Raw genomic sequence first — 23,448 nt, 5'->3', positions numbered from 1 at the left:
CCCCCGATCCCCCGTTGGGGATCACGCGGCGGGGTTAATCACCTGAAGCCGGGTGTACTCGTTCACGCCTTCGAGTCCTCCTTCCGACCCGAGACCGGACTGCTTGACGCCTCCGAACGGAATTTCGGGATGGATCGCGGTGTGCTGATTGATCCAGACGCTACCGGCCGTGATGCCACGGGCGAGTTCGCGTGCACGATCCAGATCACGGGTCCAGATGGACGCGCCCAGGCCGTACGCTCCAAGATTAGCGCGTGCGACCGCATCGGCCTCGTCGGTGAAGCGCAGGAGCGGAACGACCGGACCGAACTGCTCGTCAGTCACCAGAGGGGCGTTGTCCGCCAAATCGGCGATGACGGTCGGCTCGATGAAGTAGCCAGGCCGATTGGCTACATGGCCTCCAGTAAGCACTGTGCCGGATGCCGCCGCCTCCTCGATCATGCCGCGGACCTTATCGAATTGCATCTTGTTTTGCACCGGTCCGAGGGTCACGCCGTCCTCATCGCCGGCACCCATTTTAATCTCGCGTGTCGCAGCGACGAACCGGTCGCGAAAGTCGTCGTACACTTCGGCGGCTACATAGAGACGCTTGGGTGCAGCACAGACCTGACCGGCGTTCAGGAACACGGTAGCGGCCAGACCCCTCGCGGTAGCCTCCAGATCTGCGTCGGCAAGAACAATCGCCGGATCGTTGCCACCGAGTTCCAGCGTCACCCGCTTCATATCGTCGGCGGCGCTGCGCATCACTGCCTTCCCCGTATTAGTGGAGCCAGTGAACGACACCTTCGCTACATCCGGGTGGCCGGCTAGACGAGCACCAAGATCGTTGGCGTCGGCCACGATGTTGAAGACGCCGCGCGGAAAAACGTCAGCTGCCAGACGACCGAGTTCCAGTGTCGTCAGCGGAGTCGACGGCGCGGGCTTCAGCACCACCGTGTTACCGGTGATGAGGGCAGGCGCGTACTTGTTGCTCGCCAAGATCATCGGGAAGTTCCAGGGGGTGATCGCGGCCACCACTCCAAGCGGACGCCGCTCGACCTCGTAGGGTCCCGTGGGATGATCGCGAACTTCGGCCTGAAGCTCGACGTCCGCGTAGAACCGGATGCCACGCACAGTCGCATCGACCTCGTAGCGCGCCTCGCCCCATGGCTTGCCCTGCTCACGTACGAGCAGGCTCGCGAATGCGTCCGCTTCCTCGTCCAGTCGCCGTGCGAACTCGATCAGGCACTTGCGACGTTCGGACCAGGATGTTGCCGCCCATTCGGGGAAGGCGCTGACCGCGGCCTGCACCGCCTCGTCGATCTGCGCGCCGTCGGCCACGTAGACATCCGCGAACGGCTCTCCGGTCGATGGATCGATCACCGGGATCGTGCGGGGCCCTTCGACGAGCTGCCCGTCGATAAGCATCTTATAAGCGGTCATTGCTGATCCTGTCGCTCTATGTGGAATGGAGAAGTGGCGGATGCGGGCCTTCCCTTCGGGATGTGCGCCACGCATGTGACCTCGACGCGGATCGCCGCGCTGATGAAACCCGCGACCTGCACCCCTGCGACGGAAGGCCCGTCGCAATCGCGGTAGAACTCCTTCCGGTGCGGAAATAGGCGCTCGGAGTACTCTTCGCCTGTGCAGGAATAGTAGATGGTCTCGCTGACGACGTCCGCCGCCGATCCCCCGTGAGCAGCAAGTATCCTGCCCATTTGTTCGTAGACGACCTTGAACTGCAGCGCGGCATCGTCGTGGTGCAGTTCGTTACCCGATGCGTCCACTGCGGTGAGACCGCCTATGAACACGAGGTCGCCGGCGCGGACGGCGATCGACATGCAGTAATCGCGTTCCATCGCTGGCAGGAGGTGAAATGAGGTCGAAGGCATGTGCGGTTCGCTTCCGAGTTCAGTGGGCCGGGTGCGGCGGCGGCGACGCTACGCGGGCCTGACGGGTCGAGGACACTAGCAGTGCGGCGAGCAACGCCGGCAGCGGCGTGACGATAAAGACCGCAGTCAGTGACGCGCGCGCGAGCACCAGAGTGCCGATCGCAGGACCAACCGACTGGGCGGCCACGTTTACCACGTAGATCATCCGCGTGTAGCGATGGCTCGGATCGTTCTCCGCGGTCATCGACATGTAAAACGCCAGTCCCATGCACCACGCGGATGCGTAGATCGCGAAGGCGACGGTGAAGAAAGCGGTGGAGTGCGCGAGGTATATGCCAAGGATCGACGAAAGGAAGACGACCGTCGTTATACCTATCCATCGCAGATGGCGCCCGCTCTCCCCGAAGATCGTCGGAATCAGGCTGCCCAACCCCGAGAAGATGTAGCCGAACGCCATGGCGTTCGCAACGGATCCTTGATCGAGCCCGTTGGCGAGGCCGATCCGCTCTATGAAGGCGTAAATCACGTTGACGCTGACACCAAAGAGAAGAAGTCCCAGCAAGGCGACGCGGCCGGCATTGCGAGCACCGCCTTTCATCTGTGGCACGTCCTCCGGCAGGGCAGGCTCCGAAGGACCATCGAGGTCCAGCGGAAGCAGCAGGGCCAAAACGGCACCGAGACCGAGCCAAAGCGCTCCCGAACCCAAGGCCGCAGCATCTCCGAACTGCGCTCGCAGGGCCTCCAGCAGCCAGATCGCGACGGCTGAAAGCGTCATGCCAAGAGCCAGCCCGGCTCCGTAGGCCCGTACCGGGACAGCAGCCTGAGCGAGCACGCAGGCGGTAACCGTCGTGATAAGGACTACGCCGAAACCAGCGACGAAGCGTATGAAGCATAGGACAAGATAACCGTCGGCGAAGGCCGTCAATACGTTGCCGAGGGTGGCGACGAGCGACGCTGCGACGATGATTGTCCGCCACCGCGCTCGAGGCATGAGGAAGAAGCCGGCAATCGCACCAAGCACGCCCCCGGCTTGATCTACCGATTGCACGAGACCTGCCTGACTCAGGGTCAGGCCGAGATGATCGACGTACAGTCCGATAAAGAAAGGCGCGATGTCGATTAGGATGAGCGAGAAGCCATACAGCACGCAAGCGACGACGATGGCGCGCCCGGAAACCGCGCTGGCGGCTCGGGCGGAGGTCCCGCGAGGCGACTGGCTCACCGCCGCGCTCACGAAAGCGGTTTCAGCTCGAGGGCGCGATGCGCGGAACGGCGCCCAACTCGGCTCATCGCACCCGGACAAACGGATGCGGAGTTCGGCTTCAACGAAAATGAAACGAATCTCTCCAAGCTCATGCCCGTCCTCTTCATAGATGCGCGGCTTCGTAGTTGCTTGAGCCCCGAGCTCCAGTGCCGTCAGTGATGCGCACGGATCGCCATCGGGAGTCGCGCGGCGGCTACCTTGACCATAGTCCGGCCAGATCACTGAGCAACATATTTATTCGTCAGATGCACATTTTTCAACGGCGCTCTATCTTCTTCAAGCGGGCCGGTGCCAATTCTTCGGACGGCTTCTACTTTTTCTCCAATTGGACGGAGAGGGCTGCACCGCATTGGCACATCAAGGGAAATCTGGCGATTGCCGCCCCAGCCGCTTTCGAATCGAATAATTATACGTAATGATAATTGTTGACCAGTTTAAAAAGCTCTCATAGCACTGATCATCCGCCCGGATCGCAGCCGGCCTGGACAGCCCTGAGCGAAACATCGCGGGCTGTCGTGGAAGTTGGTGGTGACACCAGCTCCCAGGAAGCGGGAGGACGTCACAGGAACAATTTTAAGGGGAGAACTTTCCATGCATGTTCAATACACTCCGCGTCTTTCGCTGGCGGCGCTCGCGACCGCTCTATGCGCTGCTTGGCCGATCGCCGCGCAAGCCCAGAGCGCCTTACCGCCCGTTCCGGCAGCGCCAACGACCATGCCGGATGGCCAAGCTCCAATGGACGCCCAGACCGCCGATGCGGCTCAGCAACGCCCTGATGGCGCGGACAACGGCGACATCGTCGTCACGGCGACTCGGCGCGCGCAGCGTATCCAGGACGTGCCGATCGCGATCTCGGCGCTCGGAGCTGAAGCGATCCAGGAACGTCAGGTTACCCAAGTCTCGGATATCATCAAACTGTCACCCAACTCACAGGTGAGCTATCCCTACGGCGAGGGCGGGCCACCGAACTTCGTTATCCGCGGCATTTCGTCGACCGACTATTCCCCGAACCAGAGCAAGCCGATCGCGATCTACATCGACGAAGGCATCCGCAATCTGCAGGCCTTCGAGTCGATGCCGGTTTTCGACGTGGAACGGGTGGAGGTCCTTCGCGGTCCGCAGGGAACTCTTTACGGGAAGAATGCGACCGGTGGGGCCGTCAACATCGTGACGATTAAGCCCGGCTTCACATCAGAAGGCTACCTGACCGGAAGCTACGGCAACTTCGATCGGGTACGGCTGCAGGGCGCGGTCCAGACGCCCTTGATCAAAGACGTGCTTTCGTTGCGGGTCGCCGGGCTGTATGTCCACGACACCGGCACCTTCCGCAACCTCGCGCCTGGAGCCGGCGACCTCAATCAGACTGACCTCTTCGCGATTCGCGGCGCAGTGCAGTTCGAGCCCGCACCGGATTTCGAGGCGACGCTGCGCTACAACCACGTCAAGAGCGGGGGGCGGAACTACGCACCGATCGCCGCGAACATCGACTTTAACGACCCCGCCATCCTGTTCCCGGGCAACAATCTGGGTAGCCTGCCGGGTTCCAACAGAAACGGGCTCGGCTTCTTCGAGAACTCGCTCACCCGAACGCCGAAGCGCGACATCCGCATCGACGGGGTCAACCTCGTCATGAAGTGGGATGCCACGGACACCATCACGTTCAACTCCGTCACGACATACGACTGGGGCAAGTGGGTGGACGTCGTCGACTCGGACGGTCTTGAGATCGCCGTCGAGAGCCCCTTCGTCACGCGCGGCAAGAATCTGAAGCAGTTCGTTCAGGAACTCCGCGTCGCCACGTCGTTCGTTGGGCCGTTCAACGTTCAGGCGGGCGCGCTATACACGTGGGACAGCGCGGACGCTGGGTTCGACTTCCGTCTGTTCACCGATCCGGGATGCGGCGCGGCATGCAGCCTGGGGCTGACCCCGACGGGGCGGGGTCTCACCCAGACGAACGATTTCCTGCAGAAGCGCGACAGCTACTCGGCCTACGTCCGTGCCGAACTCAAGCTCGCCCGGACGGTCACCGTTACCGGTGGCGTACGGTTCAGCAGGGACAAGGTTGCGGTCAATCGCTACAACGCATTCTTGGGCGACACTGCCGATACCTTCGCCGTCAATACGATTGCGAACGTTTCCGACCGGCGGACCTTCAACAACACCAGCTTCGAGGCGGGCATCAATTGGAAGCCCTCAGAACAGGTCCTGCTCTACGCTTCGATGCGTGAGGGATACCGGACGGGCGCAGTGAACGCCCAAGCGTTCAGCGACCCCTCCGAGGTCAACTTCGCTCCGCCGGAAACGGCGCGGACGTTCGAGGCGGGCTTCAAATCGACTCTGCTCGATCGAGCTCTGACGGTCAACGGCTCGGTCTTCCAAACTGACTACAAGAATCAGCAGGTTATCGTGCCGGAAGGCCTGCTGCTTCCCCTCCGCTCGATTAGTAATGCGCGAGTCCGCGGGTTCGAAGGCGAGATCACTGCCAAACCGATCGACCGCGTCACGCTCGGCGTCGGCGTGGGCGTGCTCGACCCGACATACGGAGATGATGCGGTAGTCACTGGCACCAGCGGAGTCGTGGTCGCCGGAAACCAGATCGCGAACGCGGCGAAGTTCAGCCTTAACCTCAACGCCAACGTCGTGCTTCTTAAGCTGCAGGACGCGACCGTGGAGCTGAACGGCGACGGCGTCTACACGTCGCGTGTCTTCTACGACAATGCCGAAGCCCTGTCGCAGGGTGGCTATTGGCTGGCGAACGCCCGGGTTGCGTATAATGCCGATCGCTTCTCCGTAGGCGCTGGAGTTAAGAACCTGTTCAATGAGAAGTACGTCTCCTACGGGCTTCAGCTGAGAGCGCTGGGCTTCGACTTCCTTCAGAGGGGCGTTCCGCGGATGTACAGCGCCGATGTGACCTTCCGCTTCTAAAGGCCTTCATTCGATCCGGCATCCATGGCGCGGACCAGTAGCAATTGGTCCGCGCCTTTTTTTGAGCCCGCTCGATCGTCGGGAATCCGTGCCCTGATATCACAGCGGTTTTTCGCAGGCGGCTTGCGGAAGCGCAACGTCCTCGAAAGCCGGGCGGCGGATGGAATTGCCGATCCTCAATGCCGTTTGGACCTCGGCGCTATTTTTTTTGCAGCCTTTCCGAAGGTCATTTCTCGGGGGGAAAGCTTCCCGTCACGCGACGCGTCCAGCGTCTTGGGCGGTTTCGCAACCAGTTCCTTGAGGGTCACGAAGCCATCGTGATTTCGATCGAGCTTCCTGAAGTTCGCCATCGGCATGCTCTGCAGTCGCCACTCCGTACTGGAAATCCGCCCGTCCCGATCGGCGTCCATCTTCGCGAGGAGACTCTTTCCATTGATCGGTGACGGCGACGGCGGACCATTGGCGAACGCGCCGGTTTCGGTCGTCGCGCAGAGAAGCAGGCAGATCACCAGCCGACCTAGTGCTGAGATTTGAGTATTTGTCATGACTTCCGCTCCAGTTCTTTCTGCCTCAACGCTTCAGAAGCGCTTGCGGACCAAGGAAATTGATCGAACAAAAATCTACGATCGAGTGGGTCGTGGCTGAGAGTCCGAAGCGGACTCCTGAAGAATCGAGGCGCGCTCGATGATCTGGCTCGAAGTCGGCGGTCGCCTTCCGATCGGCGATCAACCATTACCGAGGATCCCTTCCCGCCATCTATTCTGCAATCGAATAATTCATTGACGCCTGCTGTGGCGCGTGCTCAAGATCGCATCCTAAAACTGCGAGAGAGCTGGGCAAAACAGCCGACTCTGGAGATGGAGATCGTTCACCACGCAACCGGTCTCATCGACGGTCAGAACGGCCACCGAAGCAGGCGATGCGCCGAACGCAACGACAGGAGACGGTTCGATGACGGGATTGATGGGATCGGACAAGGCGCTACGGCAACGCTCTGCCATGCCGTTTCTTATCTCCAACAGACGAATGGTCCGGTCGCTATGAAGGTGAATCTCAAGATCAATGGTGCGCTGACGACAGTCGAGGTCGATGACGACACTCCTCTGCTCTGGGTGCTGCGCGACACGCTCAAGATGAAGGGCACGAAGTACGGCTGCGGTATCGGCCAATGCGGTGCATGCACTGTGATCGCCGACTTCCAGGCGACCCGCTCCTGTTCCCTTGCTGCGTCAGCGGCCGTCGGACTCGACATCACGACGATCGAGGGCCTTTCCCGCGACGCTGACCAGTTCGTCCAGAAGGCCTGGCAGGATCTGCGGGTCCCACAGTGTGGGTACTGCCAGTCCGGCATGATCATGGCAGTGACCGCTCTCCTTTCGAAGTCAAGCGATCCGACCGACGACGAGATCGATCGGGAAATCACCAACATCTGTCGTTGCGGCACCTATGAACGCATACGTGCGGCGATCCATGCCGCGGCCAACAATCGGATCTGATGACGGCATGCAAACCGATCGGCGCAACTTGCTGAAGTCCATGGCGGCGGTCTCGGCCGGCGTCGTTTTTCCCGTGGCGATGTCGGGCTGTCGAGTGGCCGACTACGGCCCAGCCACCCCGGTTGAACTCATTTCCTGGGTCGTCATCGAGCCGAACAATACCGTTCGGATCCGGATACCTCAGAGCGACATCGGCCAAGGCGTCATCACAACGCTATCGCAGGTGCTCGCGGAGGAGATGGATCTCGACTGGTCGCTCGTCCGACCGGAATTCTTTGATCCGCTGACCAACCTGAAGCGCGGCAACGTCTATGTCTACACTTGCACCGAGAGCAGCTGGTCCGCGGACAGGCTGTTCGATCCGATGCGTATGGCGGGCGCGCAGATCCGGCAGATGATGCTGATCGCTGCCTCGCGCCGTTCGGGGATCGCGATCGAGGACCTGCGGACAGAAAACAGCGGCGTCGTTTTCCCAGGCGGTGCGCGCCATAGCTACGCGGAGCTCGCTCTCCTCGCCTCCCATACCACGCCACCCGAGCCGGCAAAGGTTAAGCTCAAGGCGGCGGCCGATTACCGTCTCATCGGCAAACCAGTCAAGCGTCTGGATCTGAAGCAGAAGACGAACGGCACGCTCCAGTACGGCATCGACGTCGATCTGCCAAGCATGCTCTACGCAGCCGTGCGGCAATCGCCGGTGTACGGAGGCAAACTCGTTTCTTGGGATGAGACCGCGATCGCCAAAATGCCTGGCGTTGTGAAGGTGGTACGCATAGCAGGCGGCTCGAGCGGACTGAACGGGCCGATCGCCGACGGCGGCGAGGACTACGGCATGGACGACGCGGTAGCGGTTGTTGCGGACAGCTTTTGGCGCGCCCGCAAGGCCCTGCTGGCCCTTCCCATCGAGTGGGATGAGGGCCCTTTTGCTAATGCAAGCAGCGAGGCCATCATGGCGGACCTCACGCGGCGCGTCGGTCAGACGCAGCCGGTGGTGCGCGAGGCCGGCGACTACGCTGCGGCCATCGGCCGGGCAGCTCAGGTGCTCGAGGCGGACTACTCCTACCCTTTCATGGACGCGATGCCGCTAGAGCCGATAAACTGCACCGCATGGCTGCGTCCGGAGGGGCTGCAGGTGTGGGCTTCCACGCAGTTCGCCCAGGACGCTCACCGCCTCGCCGCGGTCACGGCGGGGCTTCCTCCGGAGAGGGTCCAGTTCAACCTGCCGTACACCGGGGGAGCCTTCGGCCGACGGTGCCAGAACGAGTACGTTTCGCAAGGAGTGCAAATCGCCAAGGCGATCCCCGGCAGGCCGATCAAGCTCATCTGGACGCGGGAGGAGATGATGGCCCGTGGCTATCCGCCGCCGATTACGGTTTCGCGGTTCAAGGCGGGATTGGACGAGAATGGCAAGGTCATCGCGTGGTTCAACCGCGTCGTGAGCGGGACGGCTCCCGACCAGAGCTACGGCCCCGCCCGCCTACCGCACTACGTGCCGAACCTCCAGATAGAATATGCCCGGATCAAGACGCCGCAGCCGTTTGGCTGGATGCGTGGCGTGGCGTTCACCCAGCACGTCTGGATGAACCAAGGCTTCCAGGACGAACTGGCCGTGGCCGCTGGACGGGATCGGGTCGACCTCTACATGGAGCTACTCGACGAGACGACGGTTCCGGCCGACCTGAAGGATCGGGGCGTCGCCGTGAACCGCATCCGCAACATGAGGGACGCTTTGAACCGGGTCACAAAGATCGCGGGCTGGGGAGAGCGGTTGCCTCGGGGTCGCGGCCGCGGAATCTCCGTCAACGATTTCAGCTACTGGGTGACGTACCGGACCGGAACAGCGGCAGCGGTCGTCGACGTGACGCTTGACGGCAAGGGTGCATTAAGGGTGGATCGTGTTTTCGTGGTGCTGAACTGCGGACGGATTCTCAATCCGGAGGTCGTGCGGGGTCAGGTGGAGGGCAGTATCTTCTGGGCGATCACGACCGCCCTCTACGGTAAAATCACCCTGAAGGACGGCCGCGTGGTCGAGCGCAACTTCCAAGACCACAACGTGGCCCGGCTGGCGACCGCCTGCAGAAACATCCATATCGAGCTCGTCCAAAGCGACGAGCATCCCGCCGGTGTTGGCGAAGATGCGGTCCCGATCGTGATGACCGCGATGCTGAATGCAATCTTCGACGCTGGCGGGCCCCGGATACGCTCGCTACCACTCAGCGATCACGATCTTTCCTTCGTCTAGCGCGGATCGACATTCAGCGTAACCAGATCATTGCGGCGGCGAGGTGTATGAAACCGGCGAAGTGGATGGTGCGGCGGTCGTATCGGGTGGCGAAGCGGCGGAAATGTTTGAGGCGGCCGAAACATCGCTCGATGCGGTTGCGCAGTTTGTAGGTCATCGCGTCGTGGGGGATGGCAACCTTTCGGGAACGGTTCGAAGGGATGACCGCTTCGGCTCCCATCCCTGCGATAACAGCGCGTAAGGCGTTGCTATCATAGGCTTTGTCGGCAAGCACGGCATCGCCGTTCTGACCGAGGAGGAGGGCCGGTGCCTGGGTGATGTCGCCGGTCTGGCCGGGCGTGATGATGAAGCGCAGCGGCCGGCCGAGGGTGTCGGCCAGCATGTGGACCTTGGTCGTCAGTCCGCCTCGGGAACGCCCCAGCGCCTGATCGCACGCCCCCCTTTTCCGGTCGCCGCCTGCTGGTGCGCGCGAACGATCGTGCTGTCGATCATCAGATACTGGTTGTCGCGGTCCGCCGTCAGCGCATCGAACACCCGCTGCCAGACGCCGGCATGGCACCAACGGCTGAAGCGCCGATGCACCGTCTTCCACTTGCCATAGCGCTCCGGCAGGTCGCACCAATGCGCACCCGACCGCAGCACCCACAAACAACCGTTTACGAACAATCGGTTATCCGATCCCGTCCGGCCAGGATCGGCTGCCTTGCCCGGCAACAGGGGTGCAATCCTCCCCCACTGGGCGTCATTCAGTTCATACCGTTTGGCTGCCATCACCCGCTCCGCGCCTCAACACGGATGCCTATGAATCAGCGATCAGCCCGCTTGGGAATCCTGAATGTCGATCCGGCCTAGGGCTACGTACCTGTCAGCCTCGTCATAAGGTCCGAAGGCAAACGTATGCATGCTTAGTCAACGCGGCCCATTCGAAGATTCAGGCTGCTCGGACCACTAGCATGATCGGGACACATCGCCCGCTTCGTTCGTAAAGGGCGTCCGCCTCCGAACGGATAACCGGTGCGCTCCGACACCTCGCACCCTTCAGTCGACATTCGAGGCGACAAGGATCGCGGCCGCTCGGAGACCCTATCGACGATCGACAAGCCCGGCGCCGTCATGGCGGTAGCGTCCTTGTTGCTCTTCGCCGCTGTCAGAGCCAGCACCACAGGTGAGAGAGTATGCGCCAATTGGATGGCGTTTCAACGGCGGCTTCTACATTACCCTCTGCAAGAGCGGCGGAGATGCCTTTACGAGACTCTGGGGGCCCATGGTCGGTACGCGATCCGATTCCGGCTCGCTCGCGGTGAGAACCTCGTTGTAAGCAAGGGATGGCGGGCTGGCTCGGCAAACTGTCAAGTCGTTTACCGGGCCGAGAGATTCGAACCTGGAACGAACGGCTACCTGCAGTTGTACGGGTGGACGATTAATTCCTTGGTGGAAACCTACGTCATGGAAAGCTGGGCCAGGCAATTCACGCCGCAAAGGCGGCTCGGCAGAACCGCTCGGGACGGTGAAAAGCGATGGCGGCACCTACACGATCTATAGCACCCGAACTATCGAGCAGCCGCCCATCGATTGTACTGCGACCTTTCATCAGTACTGGAGCGTTCGGCAGCAGCGGCAGTTCTAACGTCGTCGTTCTCCTAATCCAACGCTTGCGCGGCCTGCTGGACGTAGCCACTCTCCAGGTCACGAAGTCGCTTCGAACGGAGTGGGTCATCGGCAGCGCGTTTGCAGACGCAGACCGGACAAAGACCCTCGCTCGTCAGGGGCCCAGGCACCACGCCGGCCCGCTGCCGGATTTTCTGCGGTCAGGCGCATGCGAACACGTGACGGCGGCGGGTCGGCGAGAACGAGTAGAAAGTGGTATTCAGAGTCTACGACACGCTGCGAATGGCCAGCGCTTCGGCCTTGCAGAATGCGTTCTTCGAAACGAGCCTGCCGTCTTCGAAGCGCAGGATGTCAAGACCGTCCACCGACGACACCGATCCGTCCGCTGCGGTCATGACCATCGTCCAGGTGACGAGGGCACGTTGGTCAGACTCGTCAAGGACGGTCGAGGACACGTCGTAGCTGACGCTGCCGAGCGAACCGTCGAAGATCGATTTCAGGGACGCTCCGATCTCGGCGACGCCACTGTGCTCAATGCCGTTCGGGTCAATATATACGGCCTCGGGTGACAAAAGGCTGAGCATTCGCTCAAACTCTCCGTCGTTGAAGGTGCTCATGAAGGCGGTGGTGCTATCGGCAAGACTCGACATCGGCATTTTCCTCTTTGGGGTTAGTGGAGTAATTTCCAGGCCATGATCGGGAGCATGCGCCCACCGCATGATCTGATGAAAGGTCAGGGTTCAGTCGATCCCGCTGGGTCGGGATTCAGTCCGAGCCCTGCGCGGAACATGCGCGGCGAGCAGCTGGCCCACCTCTTGAAGGCGATCCGAAAATTGCTCACGTCGGAATACCCTGCACGATCCGCGACGTCGCCGATGGTCAGTGATGCGTCGGCGAGGCATCCCTTAGCGAAGGCGAACCTCGCCTCTGCCAGCGTCTCGGCATACGTTGTCCCGAGCTCACGCAGCCTGCGGCGGAGGGTGCGTCCTGATAGACCCAGCTCACGCGCGATGTCCGCCTCCGCAGCATCGAAGCGGGGACCGTCCAGAACGGCGCTCTTGAGTCTTCTGACGAGTAGCGGGTCCCCCTCGGATCGGCGGGTGGGCCGAACGAACGATTGATCGGTGTGCAAACAGCGTTCGTTTCTCTCCACGGCATCTGCGGATGCGTGGGGGGCGCCGCATCGCGGCCGTCCGCGCCCATCCGCCCGGGGACGCCCGATCGCCGCGATGACGGGTGAGAAGAATTCGCTCTCGACGCCCGTCCAAGGAGCAGCCGCGCGCGGCTCCGCAGCGCCGGGACGAGTGCACAACTCGTCGCAACCCTCAAGATCCTTCTGATTCAGCCACCTCGCTGATATAAACGCCATGCTGCGGCCTTCTCTTTCCTCATCCTCCGACAGTCGCAAACTCGTTGCCCAGCGACGGGGCGAGATCGCGCGTCACACAGGTACGATCCCCTAGAAGAGATCGCTCGCGGCCATTGCGACAGCAGTCAATCGATCGGCTTGGCGGACCTGACGAGCATTGACGAGGTAACGTCATCAACCCGCCTACCATCAATTATACGGATGAAGAAATCAAGCGTTTTGATCAACCGCCGATTCATGCGTTCGCTACCCGATGGACTGCGCCTTCAGCGCGCCTCCGACCGAATTGAAGGTTGGCCGGTGGCGGGTGCGGAAACAGCCACGAAATACAGCTTGTATTTATGCAATAGCAGAATTACTGATCGATCAGTAGCAGAGGAGAAGGTGTTGAGAGCCTATCGTATAGGGCAGATCGTGCCGAGTTCGAACGTGACCATGGAGACGGAGATCCCCGCCCTTCTTCGAGCCCGCGAGTCCATCTCGCCGGAGCGGTTCACCTTCCATTCGGCCCGGATGCGGATGAAGCACGTCACGAAGGAGGAGCTGTCAAAGATGGACAGCGCCAGCGACACCTGCGCGGTAGAGCTCTCTGACGCGGCCGTCGACGTGATGGGCTATGCGTGCCTCGTTGCGATCATGTCGATGGGCAAGGGGTACCATCGCGAGTCTCAGGCGCGCTTGCATCAGGCGACGGTGGACAACGGCAATCCGGCTCCCGTCGTCTCGTCTGCCGGTGCGCTTGTGGATGGCATCAAGGCGATCGGGGCGAAGCGCGTGGCGATCGTCGCGCCATACATGAAGCCGCTCACCGAGCTGGTCGTGGAGTACATCCGAGCCGAGGGCATAGACGTCGTCGAATGGCGTGCGCTGGAGATCTCGGACAACCTCGCCGTCGCCGCGCACGATCCGACTCGCCTCCCCGGCATCGTGGCCTCGATGAAGCACGTCGGAGAGGTGGATGCGGTGGTGCTGTCGGCCTGCGTGCAAATGCCTTCGCTGCCGGCCGTGTCCATCGTGGAGGCGCAGGTTGGGAAGCCGGTGCTGACGGCCGCGATCTCTACCACGTGGGCGATGCTCAAAGCTCTAGACCTCGACACGCGCGTGCCCGGCGGCGGCACGCTGCTGTCAGGAGCCTACTGATGGCACCCGTCGGCTTCGGCTACAACGTGCATGCCAACGGCATACGAAATCATCTGGTGCGCCACGGCACTCCGGGATCCCCTGTCATGCTGCTGGTGCCCGGGATTACTTCCCCAGCGGTCACCTGGGACTTCGTCGCATCCCGGCTGGCGGACTCGTACGAGGTTCACGTCCTCGACGTTCGCGGCCGAGGCCTGAGTGAGGCAGGCGATCTGGACTACTCGCTCGACGCGATGGCGGATGACGTGATCGCGGTATCCCGCGAGCTCGGCTTCGAGCGACCGGTGATCCTAGGGCATTCTATGGGTGCCCGCACCGCGATCCGGGCGGCCCGCAGGGCACCGGGAGCGTTCGGCGGCCTCATCCTGGCCGATCCTCCGGTCAGCGGGCCCGGGCGGAGGCCGTACCCCTCCGCCTGGCCGTGGTACGAAGACTCCATCCTGCTTGCGCAGCGGGGATGCTCTGCTGAGGACATGCGGGCGTTCTGCCCGACCTGGACGCAGGATCAGCTCGCCCTGCGTGCGGAGTGGCTCCACACCTGCGAGCTGCGCGCCATAGACGCGGCGTACAAGGGCTTCCACTCCGACGACATCCATGCGGATCTGCCGCTACTGGACCTGCCGATGAGGCTCATCGTCGCTGGCGGATCGCCGGTGATCGAAGCCGACGACGTTGCCGAGATCGGCAGTCTCGCACCGGCGATCGAGATCGTGACCGTCGAGAAAGCCGGACATATGATCCCTTGGGACGATCTCGAGGGGTTCCTCAACGCAGTGGCGGATTTCCCGGCCAACATCGATGAGGCTCCAGCACATGGATAGGTCCAGCTTTACGGATATCTGTCTCCATCAGCTGAAGATGTCGGGAGTTCGGGCGGACGAGCGAGTTGTTGTTCTGACTCAAGGGGACGACCGACTAAACTATGCCGACGCGTTCCTTGCCGCCGGCCGCATGCTGAAGGCCAACATCTATCACATGCGCCTCCCCGCGCCGCCGCCGATGGGCGGCTGGGCCGTGGGCCAGACGCCTCTGTCGAGGATGCCCGAGGCGGTCGAGGCGCTCAAGAATGTCGACATGGTGATTGACTGCATCTTCCTTCTGTTCTCGCCGGAGCAGATGGCCATACAGGCGGCAGGTGCGCGCATCCTAACGGTCGTCGAGCCACCGGAGCTTCTCGCCCGGATGCTCCCGTCGAAGAAGCTGCGTGAGAGGGTCGAGACCGCGGGAGAGCTTCTGGGCCGCGCCAGAACGATGCATGTCACCTCGCCTCACGGGACCGACGTTACCTACAGAATTGGGCGCTATCCCACTGTGACCGAGTATGCGTGCACGGACGAGCCGGGTCGCTGGGACCACTGGCCATCCGGCTTCGTTTTCACGGGAGGCGACGACGATGGCGTCGATGGCCAGATCGTCGTGGCGCCCGGCGACGTCCTGCTGCCGCAGAACATCTACGTTCGCGAGCCGATCACCTATACGATCGAGAAGGGCATCGTCACCTCGATCCGAGGCGGCTTGGAGGCCGAGATTGTCAAGTCCTACATGGCCGACTTCGATGATCCGCGCGGCTTCGCGATGAGTCACATCGGCTGGGGCATGAATCCCGACGCGAAATGGCACCGCATGACGCCGGGCGAATTCCCAGGCGGAATGGGGATGGAGCCGCGAAGCTTCCTCGGCAACGTGCTGTTCTCGACTGGCCCCAACAACGAACTCGGCGGTGCGAACGACACCGACTGCCATCTCGACATCCCGTTGCGCGGCTGCTCGCTGTTCCTGGACGGCGAACCCGTGGTCCTCGATGGCCGCATTGCGGCCAAGGATCTTCTCGATGATAGCCGCGAGGTGTTCGATGTCGCAGGATGAGGTATACGACAAGGCGGGGTTCGGTCGCACGGTAGCCCGCGGTGAGCGCCCCGGGATCGTCGTCGTCGACTTCAGCTACGGGTTCACGGATACAAGCTACCCCACGGCCGCGGACATGCGGGATCAGATCGCTCAAACCCGGAAGATAACCGATCTCGCGCGCGACCGCGGCTTTCCTGTGATCTACACTACCATCGCGTACCAGCGGTGGGAGGCCGAGACGCTGCCATGGCTCCGGAAGGCGACGGGGATGAAGGCGCTCCTCGTCGGCACGAGGATGGTCGAAGTCGACGCGTCGACCGGCATCGTCGACGGCGATCCAGTCTTGGTGAAGCACGGAGCCTCGGCGTTCCATGGTACCAACCTCGCAGCGCTGCTCACGGCCGCCGGCGTGGACACGCTCGTCGTGACGGGCGCAACTACGAGCGGATGCGTGCGTGCCACTGTGGTCGACGCCGTACAGTCGGGCTTCACCGTCTTGGTGCCGCAGGACTGCTGTGCCGACCGGGCGACCGCTCCCCATGATGCGGCCCTGTATGATATCGGCCAGAAGTATGGAGACGTCACCGACGCGGCGGACGTCATCGAATGGCTGAAACGGATCTAGAAGCGACATTCACGGCGCGCAGCGCCGGAACCCAAGATGGAGACGGATGGAATGGCTAAACATGTGATCGTCGTCGGTGCAGGGCCGATTGGTCTTCTCACCGCCTTCGGGCTCGCCAAGGAGGGCACGCGCGTGACCATCCTCGAGGCGGAGGACAGGTTCAACGACAAGCCCCGCGCGCTCGTCTACCACTACCCTGTACTGCCGCACCTCGAGCGGCTCGGCCTGCTGCAGGACTGCGTCGCGGAGGGCTTCCTGCGGCAGAACTTCGGCTGGCACATACACAGCACCGGCGAGATGATCGAATGGAAATGGGTCCCCGAGGGCATGGGCGGCCACGCGCTGCACCTTCACCAAGGATTACTTTCGAAGATTCTGGCACGACACGCCTCCGCGCTACCGAACGTCGAGATCCTGCTCCGTACGAAACTGACCTCGTGTCGCCAGACCGACGGCGGCGTGATCGCTGAGGTCGAAGGGCCGGATGGCCCGTCGGTGCTCGAAGGCGACTACCTCATTGGCGCCGACGGAGCAAACAGCACCGTGCGCAGGCAGGTTCTGGATCTCCAGTTTCTAGGGACCACGTGGCCCGAGCGATACGTTGCCACCAACACGCGCATCGATTTGTCCTCACGCGGCTATCCTAAGTCGGTAATGCAGTTCGACCAGAAGCACGGCGCGATCATCTGCAAGATCGAAGAGCCGGACATCTGGCGCGTTACGTTCGTGGAGGATCCCGATCTGCCGATCGAGGGGATCGAAGGCCGAATCGACGCAATGTTCGCCGACCACCTGCCGGACCTGCCCTACGAAGTGGTGGCCTACTCCCCCTATCGCATGCACCAGCGCATCGCTGATCGCATGCGCGTAGGTCGCATACTACTCGTCGGAGACGCCGGCCACGTCACCAACCCGACCGGCGGCCTTGGCCTCACCGGTGGCATGTTCGACGCTTTCGCGCTTATCGAAGCCCTGAACCGCGTCATCCATGACGACGCGGGCGACGAGATCCTCGAGTTCTACGAACGCGACCGACGTCGGGTGTTCTCCGAGATTACCTCGCCCCGCGCCTCCGGGAACCTGCGCACTCTCTATCATCTCAAGGAAGGACAGGAGAAAGAGGACCGCATCCAGTTCCTTCGGACCGCCGCGGGCGACGAGCGGCTCCTCGAACGCGAGCTGAGCTTCACCAAGCAGATGGAGACGCAGTTCTGAACAACGAGCTGCCCTTCGAACTCGCCGACTTCGGCGGCACCTTCTTGACGTCGGCCCCCGTCCGGGACGGCGATCACGTTTCGCCCGGCATAAACGCCTACGTCCAGTGGTTCATTCCGGTCGGTCGCCGCCCCATGTCTTTGCTCTTGGTGCACGGCGGCGGCGGACAGGGTTCGGATTTCATCAGGACACCGGACGGGCGGCCAGGCTGGGTGCACAGCTTCCTGCGCGCTGGATACGCGACCTACGTCATCGATCGGCCGGGCCATGGTCGATCCCATTGGAACAATCGCGCCTTGGGCCCTACGGCGCCGGCCGCCGATTACGATGCTCTATACTCGCGATTCATTGAGCCGGAGAAGGAGCGCTTGTGGAGCGACGCCGTCGCTCATAACCGATGGCCCGCCGATCCGCTTGCCGGAGACCGCTTCATGGCGGGCCAGGGTCCGATGGCCGACAGCCTTGCATCCAGTCAGCGCCACGTGGAAGCCATTGCGGAACAGCTGTTCCGGATGACTGGTCCGACGATCATCGTGAGTCACTCGATGGGCGCGCCGTGCGGTTGGGCGCTGTCCGCTCTAGGTGGTGAGAACGTCGCTGCCGTGGTCGCGGCGGAACCATTCGGTTACCCCGGTATGGTCCATCCTCTGGGCGTCTTCGATAACGGGTTGGTCTCTACCTCCTACCAAGGGCACCATGATCCATTTGCCAGACCGATCGCGGTTGTCACCGGAGAGGCCACCTGGATGCGCGAGGCGAATGCCCGCGCGGCAGAATTCCTCCGCGCCCGCGCACCGGTCTTCGAGCACATCCGCCTTGAGCGGCACGGAATCACCGGCAACGGACACATGCTTATGAGCGAGAGCAATAGCGATGAGATCGCCGGACTGATGGTGCGTTGGCTTGACCTCAACATTCCTTCGTGAGGGAACACGGGAATGCGCGACAATAACATTCTCATCCTGTTTGTCGCGCTAGACACTTCCTAGCCAGCGCGTTCCCCGCTAACGCTGGTGAATAGCGATGATGTTGGAACGGGGCCGGATGGAAGCCGAAGTGATGGACGCCGAGGCGCCGCAGGAGAAGAGCGCAGTGAAGACGGCGCGCAAGCCGGGTCGCCCACGCAAGGACGGCAATCACCGCGAGACGATCTTGAACAAAGCCGAGATCGCGTTCGCGGAAGGTGGATACGCGGGTATCAGCATCCGCGACATCGCAGATCGCGCTGGTGTCAATCAGGGTCTGATCCGCTACTACTTCGAAAGCAAGCAGCAACTGTTCGACGAGGTGTATCGGCGACGCGGCGGCCTGCTGTCCGGCCATCGTCATGTGCTGCTAGACCGCCTCCTGGAAAGCGGCAAACCGTTGACGGTGAAATCCATCATCCGGGCATACTTGCAGCCGCAATGGGATCTCAAGTACAGCGGCGAGGCAGGCGCTGCGTTTGTGCGGCTGCAGGCTCGTCTCCACGCAGAGCCGGAGGAGCACGCGCTCCGTCTGCGACGCGAGGTATACGACGCTTCAGTGAAGCGCTACGTCGATGCCCTCAGCAAAGTTCTCCCCGCTATATCGAAGCATACCATCGGGCTTCGGATGGCCTTCCTCGTCGGCACATACCTCTTCATGCTGAACGATTTGGGCCGCATCGAAGATCTTACCGAGGGCAAGATACTGCAACTCTCCAAGGACGAAATGCTCGACCACATGGTCGAATTCCTCACCGCCGGCATCAAAGCTCCCAATCCTTGAAAAGGAAGGTCGGGCACAGCCCGGCCTTCCTGATCGATCACTCAGTCGTCGTTCCGAAGCGCATGCCCGCCTTCCTGCCGTCGTACGTCGCTTGGGCTATCTGCCCAGCACCAAGGCAGTCGCCAATCCGCTCGACCGAACGGATGAGGCCCGCTTCACGCTTCTCCACCAGCTGATGATACAGGCCTTCCTCGGACACTTGTCCCGTCACCAGCACGACCGCATCTGCGGCGATCTCGCTGTCTGCGCCGTCGAGCAGACGGTTCACTCTCACCGAGTCCTCCGAGATCGACACGATGGAGGTCCCCACAACGATCGAGATCCCCGCCTCGTTCATCGAATTGATCACGTGGACCATCTCGAGGGTGTTGTGCGTCCACGGTGACGGATCGCTTGCAGTCGTGACGTAGGTGACCTTGCATCCCGCCTTGGCCAGCCGATCGGCCACAACGGCGGCCATATAGTAGTAGTCCTCGTCGTAAACTACGACACTTCCTGACTTTGGAAGCCGATCGTCGAGGATGTCCTCTGGCGTGAGGACATGGGGGAGATCGTGACCGGGGATCGGTTCGTCATGATGGCGCCCGACGCCGCCGCCCCGCCACTTTGCACCCGTGGCGACTATCACGTGATCCGCCTCGAAACCGCCGACGTCGTCGGCGCCCAGCGGGCTGTCGAGGTACATGTTGACGTTCGGCATCGTCTGCAACTGACCGACCCGGTAGTCGACCACACGGCCCCAGGCGCTCAGCCGAGGCAGTCTACGCTCGCGCACGAGTCGACCGCCCCACTCCTTTCCCGCATCGGCGATCGACACCTGGTAGCCACGTTTGGCTAACGTATGAGCCGCCTCCAGGCCAGCCGGTCCGCCACCCACGACGAGGATCGATGCGTCCGGATCGTGCGCCGCAGGCACGTTCTCCGGATGCCAGCCGCTGACATGCTCCTCTCCCGCGGACGGATTCTGAGTACAACGGATCCGCGACGAGGTCATGACCTCGGCGGTGCACGCGTTACAGCCGATGCACTCGCGGATGTCGTCCTGGCGGCCCTCATTGATTTTGTTCGGAAGGAACGGATCCGAGATCGACGGCCGCGCCGCTCCGATCAGGTCGAGCACGCCCCGCTTGATCTGGCTCACCATGGCGTCGGGCGACGTGAAACGGCCGACCCCGACCACGGGTTTGCTGGTGACCTTCTTCACAAAGTCAATAAACGGCTCCTGCTGCCCCTCATCGAAGAAGCGGCTGCTTCCGCTGTCCCACGCCCAGTCGCTGACGTTCACGTCCCAGAGATCGGGAACGTCAGCCAGAGCCTCGACGACGCGTCGGCCGTCCTCGAGTGCCGTGATGCTCGAGGCTCGACGCCGCTCCTCCACCGCGAAGCGCACCGCCACCGCGCACGTGTCGCCGACCGCGTCCTTGACGTCCGACAGCGTTTCGTGAAGCAGGCGCACCCGATTCTCGAACACTCCTCCATATTCGTCGGTTCGCTTGTTCACACCGCTGTCGAGGAAGTCCTGGAGAAGCGACAGGTTGTGCGCGCAATACACATAGATGATGTCGAAGCCCGCCTTCTTCGCGCGGATCGCGGCGTCGCGGTACCACCGCCGGAAGTCCAGGATGTCCTGCCTATCGATCGACCTCGCGGCTATCGGGTTGTAGAAGTAGTGCGGATACTTCGTGCTGGGCGAAAGCGGATGCTCGCGGTGGTAGATCGCCGGCCCCGAGGCGCCCGCATGCGCGAGCTCGACGCCAGCGAGCGCACCATACTCCTTGACCGCTGACACGACCCGCGAGAGCGGTTCGATGTACTTGTCGTGGTACATGCGCGGATCCGGAAGGGGCGCGTGGTCGGAGGTCTCGTGGATCATCGTCTCCTCAAGGCAGACGACGCCCCATCCACCCTCGGCCCGAGCCTTGCGGAACGCGATCATCTCCTCGAGCGCCGTCATGCCCATCGCAGTCGCGTGGGGAACTACATAGAAACGGTTCTTCGTCCGGACGGGACCGATCTGCACTGGTTCGAAAAGGATGTCGTATCGGGGATCGCGCATCTATGACTCCGCCGGCGGCTCGCTTGGGATCAGTCGTCCGACGCTTGAAGTCGGCTGTGTGTCCATCCCCGCCGGAGTCGGATGGACCGAGGCAATCTAATGCAACGCGCGGGGAGCCGAGTATGGAAAGCGGCCAAAAACAAACCGCCTAGACGCCCGGCGCTCGCCAGACATTTCCACAGAGGGCCCGTTGACCGGAGGTCGCCGCCGCGCTCGGGAGGTACGGCGAAGCAAAAAAATCAAGTAGGGGCCGAACTCGGAGCGCCAGCCATTCGGATCGACGCGTGGAACGCCCATGTCCCTTGGATCGTAGCGCCGCATCCTCAAAATCATCTTCATGGCGTGGCTGTGCCGAGCCGCGTGAGGCACGCGGGCCTCGCTTCCATCCTGCGAGCGCGCCGTGACGGCGTTCCACCTACACAGAGCAAAAGGTGATGAGCCCGGCTGCTGACTCACTCGGAGGCAATGGATCAGCTTTGACGTTCAATGCCTCGGAAACGCCGCGGCGCTTCGCCATACTTTTTTGGAACCCGTCGAAGGCACGCGCCCGGCAGTCCAGCATCGTGAAAACCCAAAACCGCCTACCGGTTGAGACGCTCCTCGATCAACGCTTGCACTCTCATGAGCGCAGGACAGACGCTCCCCGAAGTCCTCGAGATAGGCTCGGTTACGCGCCGCCACCTGAGTCCAGATCACGAATCGACGGAGAGCAGCTGGTCGAGTGCGTGCTTCGCTAGGTCCATTCCCTCGACATCCATACCGGCCTCGTTCGGAAGAAGGCCGGCCCGTATCTCGATCGCATCGGCTTGACCTTCGACCCGTTCGGGGCTCCATTTGAGCACGCATGCGTTTGTCGCCGAGGCCCGCCCACAAGACGCGTCCTGCCGCATACTTGCGAAGCCAGTTCACCATGAGAATGCGGGGCAACCTCGCCGGATCAGATGCTGGCGCCACGCATACTCGCAGCCAGTGGGTGAAGTAGTAGGAGATAGGTCTCCGCTTGGCGGGCGCGGGCAGCGGCAATCAAGGACCATCCGTCAGGTGTTTCAAAGGAGAAGGAAGCGGTGATAGATTGTTCCTATCGTGAAAGGGATGGGTATGCATATTCGCTATCTGGAATATCTCATTGCGCTGGACCACGAACGTCATTTCGCGCGAGCAGCCGCTTCCTGCAACGTTTCCCAGCCAACGCTATCCGCAGGGCTGGTTTCGCTTGAGGCTCAACTTGGTAAGCGGTTAGTGGAGCGCGAGAGACGCTTCATCGGTTTTACGCCTGAGGGGGAAGCCGTTTTGCCCTGGGCACGGCAGGTTATCGCGGCTCACTCCAATCTGGTACTGGCGGCAGGGCGCGCTAACAAGCCCCTTAGCGGGGAGGTCCGTATCGGCTGCATTCCCGCAGCGATGCCCGTAATCGGATATCTCGCACAAGCACTCCAGGCGGCGCATGTCGAGGTTACCATCGCCTGTCATTCCATGACATCCGAGGCCGTTCTTCGCGGGATTCGCACATTCGAACTGGATGTCGGCATCACCTATGTCGATAAGGCGATGCCCCCGGACTTTCGGTTGCTCGGGCTCTATCGTGATCGATTTGTCCTTCTTACAGGCGCGACCGCCGGACTTCCCGACGGCACTCCCGTGCCTGTTCGACAAGCCATTGAACATCGTCTTTGTCTGTTGCCGCAAAGCATGCAAAATCGCCGTATTCTCGACGACCGTCTGGCGCAGCATGGGTGTTCGGCCCAGCCTGTTATCACTGCGGACAGCTTCGACGCCCTTTTTGCCATTGTCTCCGGGGGCGGCTACTCGGCCTTCATTCCGGAAAGCTATCGGTCGATGGTGCCAGAAAATCTAAGAGTTTTGCCGATTGTTCCGCCTTTAGCGTCAGCGACGATCGGGTTGGTGTTGCCGGGCGACAAGTTCCCTTCCGCTACGGCCGGCCCGATCCTCGCCATAGGTGAGAGCCTTGCTTTACCTGCTCAGTTTGACCCCGTATGATAGCCTTTGTCTATTGGAGTTGTAACATTCCGATTTGATCGATCT

General features: G+C 62.0%; 21 protein-coding genes and 2 pseudogenes. 13 read left to right on the top strand and 10 right to left on the bottom strand.

The window, feature by feature from the left end:
- Nucleotides 1–21: 21 nt before the first annotated feature.
- The 3 genes from A8V01_RS08165 to A8V01_RS08155 form a co-directional block, all read right to left on the bottom strand.
- Entirely contained in the window at nucleotides 22–1,422 is a 1,401-nt protein-coding gene (locus tag A8V01_RS08165) for an aldehyde dehydrogenase family protein (protein ID WP_103095424.1), read from the bottom strand.
- Nucleotides 1,419–1,820, bottom strand: coding sequence for a RidA family protein (locus A8V01_RS08160; protein ID WP_170065878.1), 402 nt, complete (start codon nucleotides 1,818–1,820; stop codon nucleotides 1,419–1,421). Before A8V01_RS08160 ends, A8V01_RS08165 begins: the two co-directional genes overlap by 4 nt.
- Before the next feature lie 70 nt (nucleotides 1,821–1,890).
- Entirely contained in the window at nucleotides 1,891–3,357 is a 1,467-nt protein-coding gene (locus A8V01_RS08155) for an MFS transporter (protein ID WP_103095422.1), read from the bottom strand.
- A gap of 513 nt (nucleotides 3,358–3,870) precedes the next feature.
- Between A8V01_RS08155 and A8V01_RS08150 the strand changes: the two genes are divergently transcribed.
- Entirely contained in the window at nucleotides 3,871–6,060 is a 2,190-nt protein-coding gene (locus A8V01_RS08150; protein ID WP_170065877.1) for a TonB-dependent receptor, read from the top strand.
- Between the two features lie 176 nt (nucleotides 6,061–6,236).
- Here the strand turns inward: A8V01_RS08150 and A8V01_RS08145 are convergent, their stop codons facing one another.
- Nucleotides 6,237–6,605 (bottom strand): EF-hand domain-containing protein, encoded by a 369-nt coding sequence (locus A8V01_RS08145; protein ID WP_103095420.1) that lies wholly within the window; start codon nucleotides 6,603–6,605, stop codon nucleotides 6,237–6,239.
- A 495-nt stretch (nucleotides 6,606–7,100) separates the two neighbouring features.
- Here A8V01_RS08145 and A8V01_RS08140 point away from each other — a divergent pair, with 495 nt between their 5' ends.
- Both A8V01_RS08140 and A8V01_RS08135 read left to right on the top strand, forming a co-directional pair.
- Nucleotides 7,101–7,556, top strand: a complete 456-nt coding sequence (locus tag A8V01_RS08140) for a nicotine dehydrogenase subunit S (protein WP_103095419.1) — start codon at nucleotides 7,101–7,103, stop codon at nucleotides 7,554–7,556.
- Between the two features lie 40 nt (nucleotides 7,557–7,596).
- On the top strand, nucleotides 7,597–9,795 hold the full coding sequence (locus tag A8V01_RS08135; RefSeq protein ID WP_103095443.1) for a nicotine dehydrogenase subunit L: 2,199 nt from the start codon (nucleotides 7,597–7,599) through the stop codon (nucleotides 9,793–9,795).
- A gap of 13 nt (nucleotides 9,796–9,808) precedes the next feature.
- Here A8V01_RS08135 and A8V01_RS08130 read toward each other — a convergent pair.
- Nucleotides 9,809–10,566, bottom strand: a pseudogene (locus tag A8V01_RS08130) (IS5 family transposase).
- A gap of 342 nt (nucleotides 10,567–10,908) precedes the next feature.
- Between A8V01_RS08130 and A8V01_RS29750 the strand changes: the two are divergent.
- Both A8V01_RS29750 and A8V01_RS29745 read left to right on the top strand, forming a co-directional pair.
- Nucleotides 10,909–11,337: a glycoside hydrolase family 11 protein gene (locus A8V01_RS29750; protein ID WP_425437290.1), complete on the top strand. Its 429-nt coding sequence runs from the start codon at nucleotides 10,909–10,911 to the stop codon at nucleotides 11,335–11,337.
- Nucleotides 11,303–11,422, top strand: a complete 120-nt coding sequence (locus A8V01_RS29745; protein WP_170065876.1) for a glycoside hydrolase family 11 protein — start codon at nucleotides 11,303–11,305, stop codon at nucleotides 11,420–11,422. The genes A8V01_RS29750 and A8V01_RS29745 overlap by 35 nt, the downstream gene beginning before the upstream one ends.
- A gap of 247 nt (nucleotides 11,423–11,669) precedes the next feature.
- Here A8V01_RS29745 and A8V01_RS08120 read toward each other — a convergent pair whose 3' ends face one another.
- Both A8V01_RS08120 and A8V01_RS29740 read right to left on the bottom strand, forming a co-directional pair.
- Complete coding sequence (locus A8V01_RS08120) at nucleotides 11,670–12,053, bottom strand: nuclear transport factor 2 family protein (protein ID WP_170065875.1); 384 nt, start codon at nucleotides 12,051–12,053, stop codon at nucleotides 11,670–11,672.
- A gap of 83 nt (nucleotides 12,054–12,136) precedes the next feature.
- A complete protein-coding gene (locus tag A8V01_RS29740; protein ID WP_146037227.1) occupies nucleotides 12,137–12,772 on the bottom strand; it encodes a helix-turn-helix domain-containing protein in 636 nt (211 codons plus the stop codon).
- A gap of 387 nt (nucleotides 12,773–13,159) precedes the next feature.
- On the opposite strand from A8V01_RS29740, the gene ndpH reads away from it, so the two are divergent.
- The 7 genes from ndpH to A8V01_RS08080 all read left to right on the top strand — a co-directional run bounded on the left by ndpH (nucleotide 13,160) and on the right by A8V01_RS08080 (nucleotide 19,349).
- Complete coding sequence (gene ndpH, locus A8V01_RS08110; RefSeq protein WP_483869996.1) at nucleotides 13,160–13,912, top strand: maleate isomerase; 753 nt, start codon at nucleotides 13,160–13,162, stop codon at nucleotides 13,910–13,912.
- A complete protein-coding gene (locus tag A8V01_RS08105; protein WP_103095413.1) occupies nucleotides 13,912–14,733 on the top strand; it encodes an alpha/beta fold hydrolase in 822 nt (273 codons plus the stop codon). Before ndpH ends, A8V01_RS08105 begins: the two co-directional genes overlap by 1 nt.
- Entirely contained in the window at nucleotides 14,726–15,778 is a 1,053-nt protein-coding gene (gene ndpE, locus A8V01_RS08100) for a 2,5-dihydroxypyridine 5,6-dioxygenase (RefSeq protein WP_103095412.1), read from the top strand. The genes A8V01_RS08105 and ndpE overlap by 8 nt, the downstream gene beginning before the upstream one ends.
- On the top strand, nucleotides 15,765–16,385 hold the full coding sequence (ndpG, locus tag A8V01_RS08095; protein WP_103095411.1) for a maleamate amidohydrolase: 621 nt from the start codon (nucleotides 15,765–15,767) through the stop codon (nucleotides 16,383–16,385). Before ndpE ends, ndpG begins: the two co-directional genes overlap by 14 nt.
- Nucleotides 16,386–16,436: 51 nt before the next feature.
- On the top strand, nucleotides 16,437–17,600 hold the full coding sequence (gene ndpD / locus A8V01_RS08090; protein ID WP_103095442.1) for a 6-hydroxy-3-succinoylpyridine 3-monooxygenase NdpD: 1,164 nt from the start codon (nucleotides 16,437–16,439) through the stop codon (nucleotides 17,598–17,600).
- Between the two features lie 134 nt (nucleotides 17,601–17,734).
- The gene (locus tag A8V01_RS08085; RefSeq protein ID WP_245892385.1) at nucleotides 17,735–18,526 is read left to right on the top strand and encodes an alpha/beta fold hydrolase; all 792 of its coding nucleotides are present in this window, start codon (nucleotides 17,735–17,737) and stop codon (nucleotides 18,524–18,526) included.
- A gap of 118 nt (nucleotides 18,527–18,644) precedes the next feature.
- Nucleotides 18,645–19,349 carry a TetR/AcrR family transcriptional regulator gene (locus tag A8V01_RS08080; RefSeq protein WP_103095440.1) on the top strand — a complete coding sequence of 235 codons (705 nt, stop codon included), beginning with the start codon at nucleotides 18,645–18,647 and terminating at the stop codon, nucleotides 19,347–19,349.
- A 37-nt stretch (nucleotides 19,350–19,386) separates the two neighbouring features.
- On the opposite strand, the gene ndpC is transcribed toward A8V01_RS08080, so the two are convergent.
- The 3 genes and pseudogenes from ndpC to A8V01_RS29730 form a co-directional block, all read right to left on the bottom strand.
- Nucleotides 19,387–21,405, bottom strand: a complete 2,019-nt coding sequence (gene ndpC, locus A8V01_RS08075) for a 6-hydroxypseudooxynicotine oxidase (RefSeq protein ID WP_103095410.1) — start codon at nucleotides 21,403–21,405, stop codon at nucleotides 19,387–19,389.
- 692 nt (nucleotides 21,406–22,097) lie between these two features.
- A complete protein-coding gene (locus A8V01_RS29735) occupies nucleotides 22,098–22,295 on the bottom strand; it encodes a phosphoenolpyruvate carboxykinase domain-containing protein (RefSeq protein ID WP_103095409.1) in 198 nt (65 codons plus the stop codon).
- Nucleotides 22,273–22,428, bottom strand: a pseudogene (locus A8V01_RS29730) (phosphoenolpyruvate carboxykinase domain-containing protein); the annotation flags it as partial. The gene A8V01_RS29735 and the pseudogene A8V01_RS29730, both read right to left, overlap by 23 nt.
- 75 nt (nucleotides 22,429–22,503) lie before the next feature.
- Here A8V01_RS29730 and A8V01_RS08065 point away from each other — a divergent pair.
- Nucleotides 22,504–23,403: a LysR family transcriptional regulator gene (locus tag A8V01_RS08065; protein ID WP_170065873.1), complete on the top strand. Its 900-nt coding sequence runs from the start codon at nucleotides 22,504–22,506 to the stop codon at nucleotides 23,401–23,403.
- Nucleotides 23,404–23,448 lie beyond the last annotated feature (45 nt).

Source organism: Novosphingobium guangzhouense (assembly GCF_002896965.1).
GTDB lineage: Bacteria > Pseudomonadota > Alphaproteobacteria > Sphingomonadales > Sphingomonadaceae > Novosphingobium > Novosphingobium guangzhouense.
This window is presented reverse-complemented; position numbering and strand designations above follow the sequence as displayed.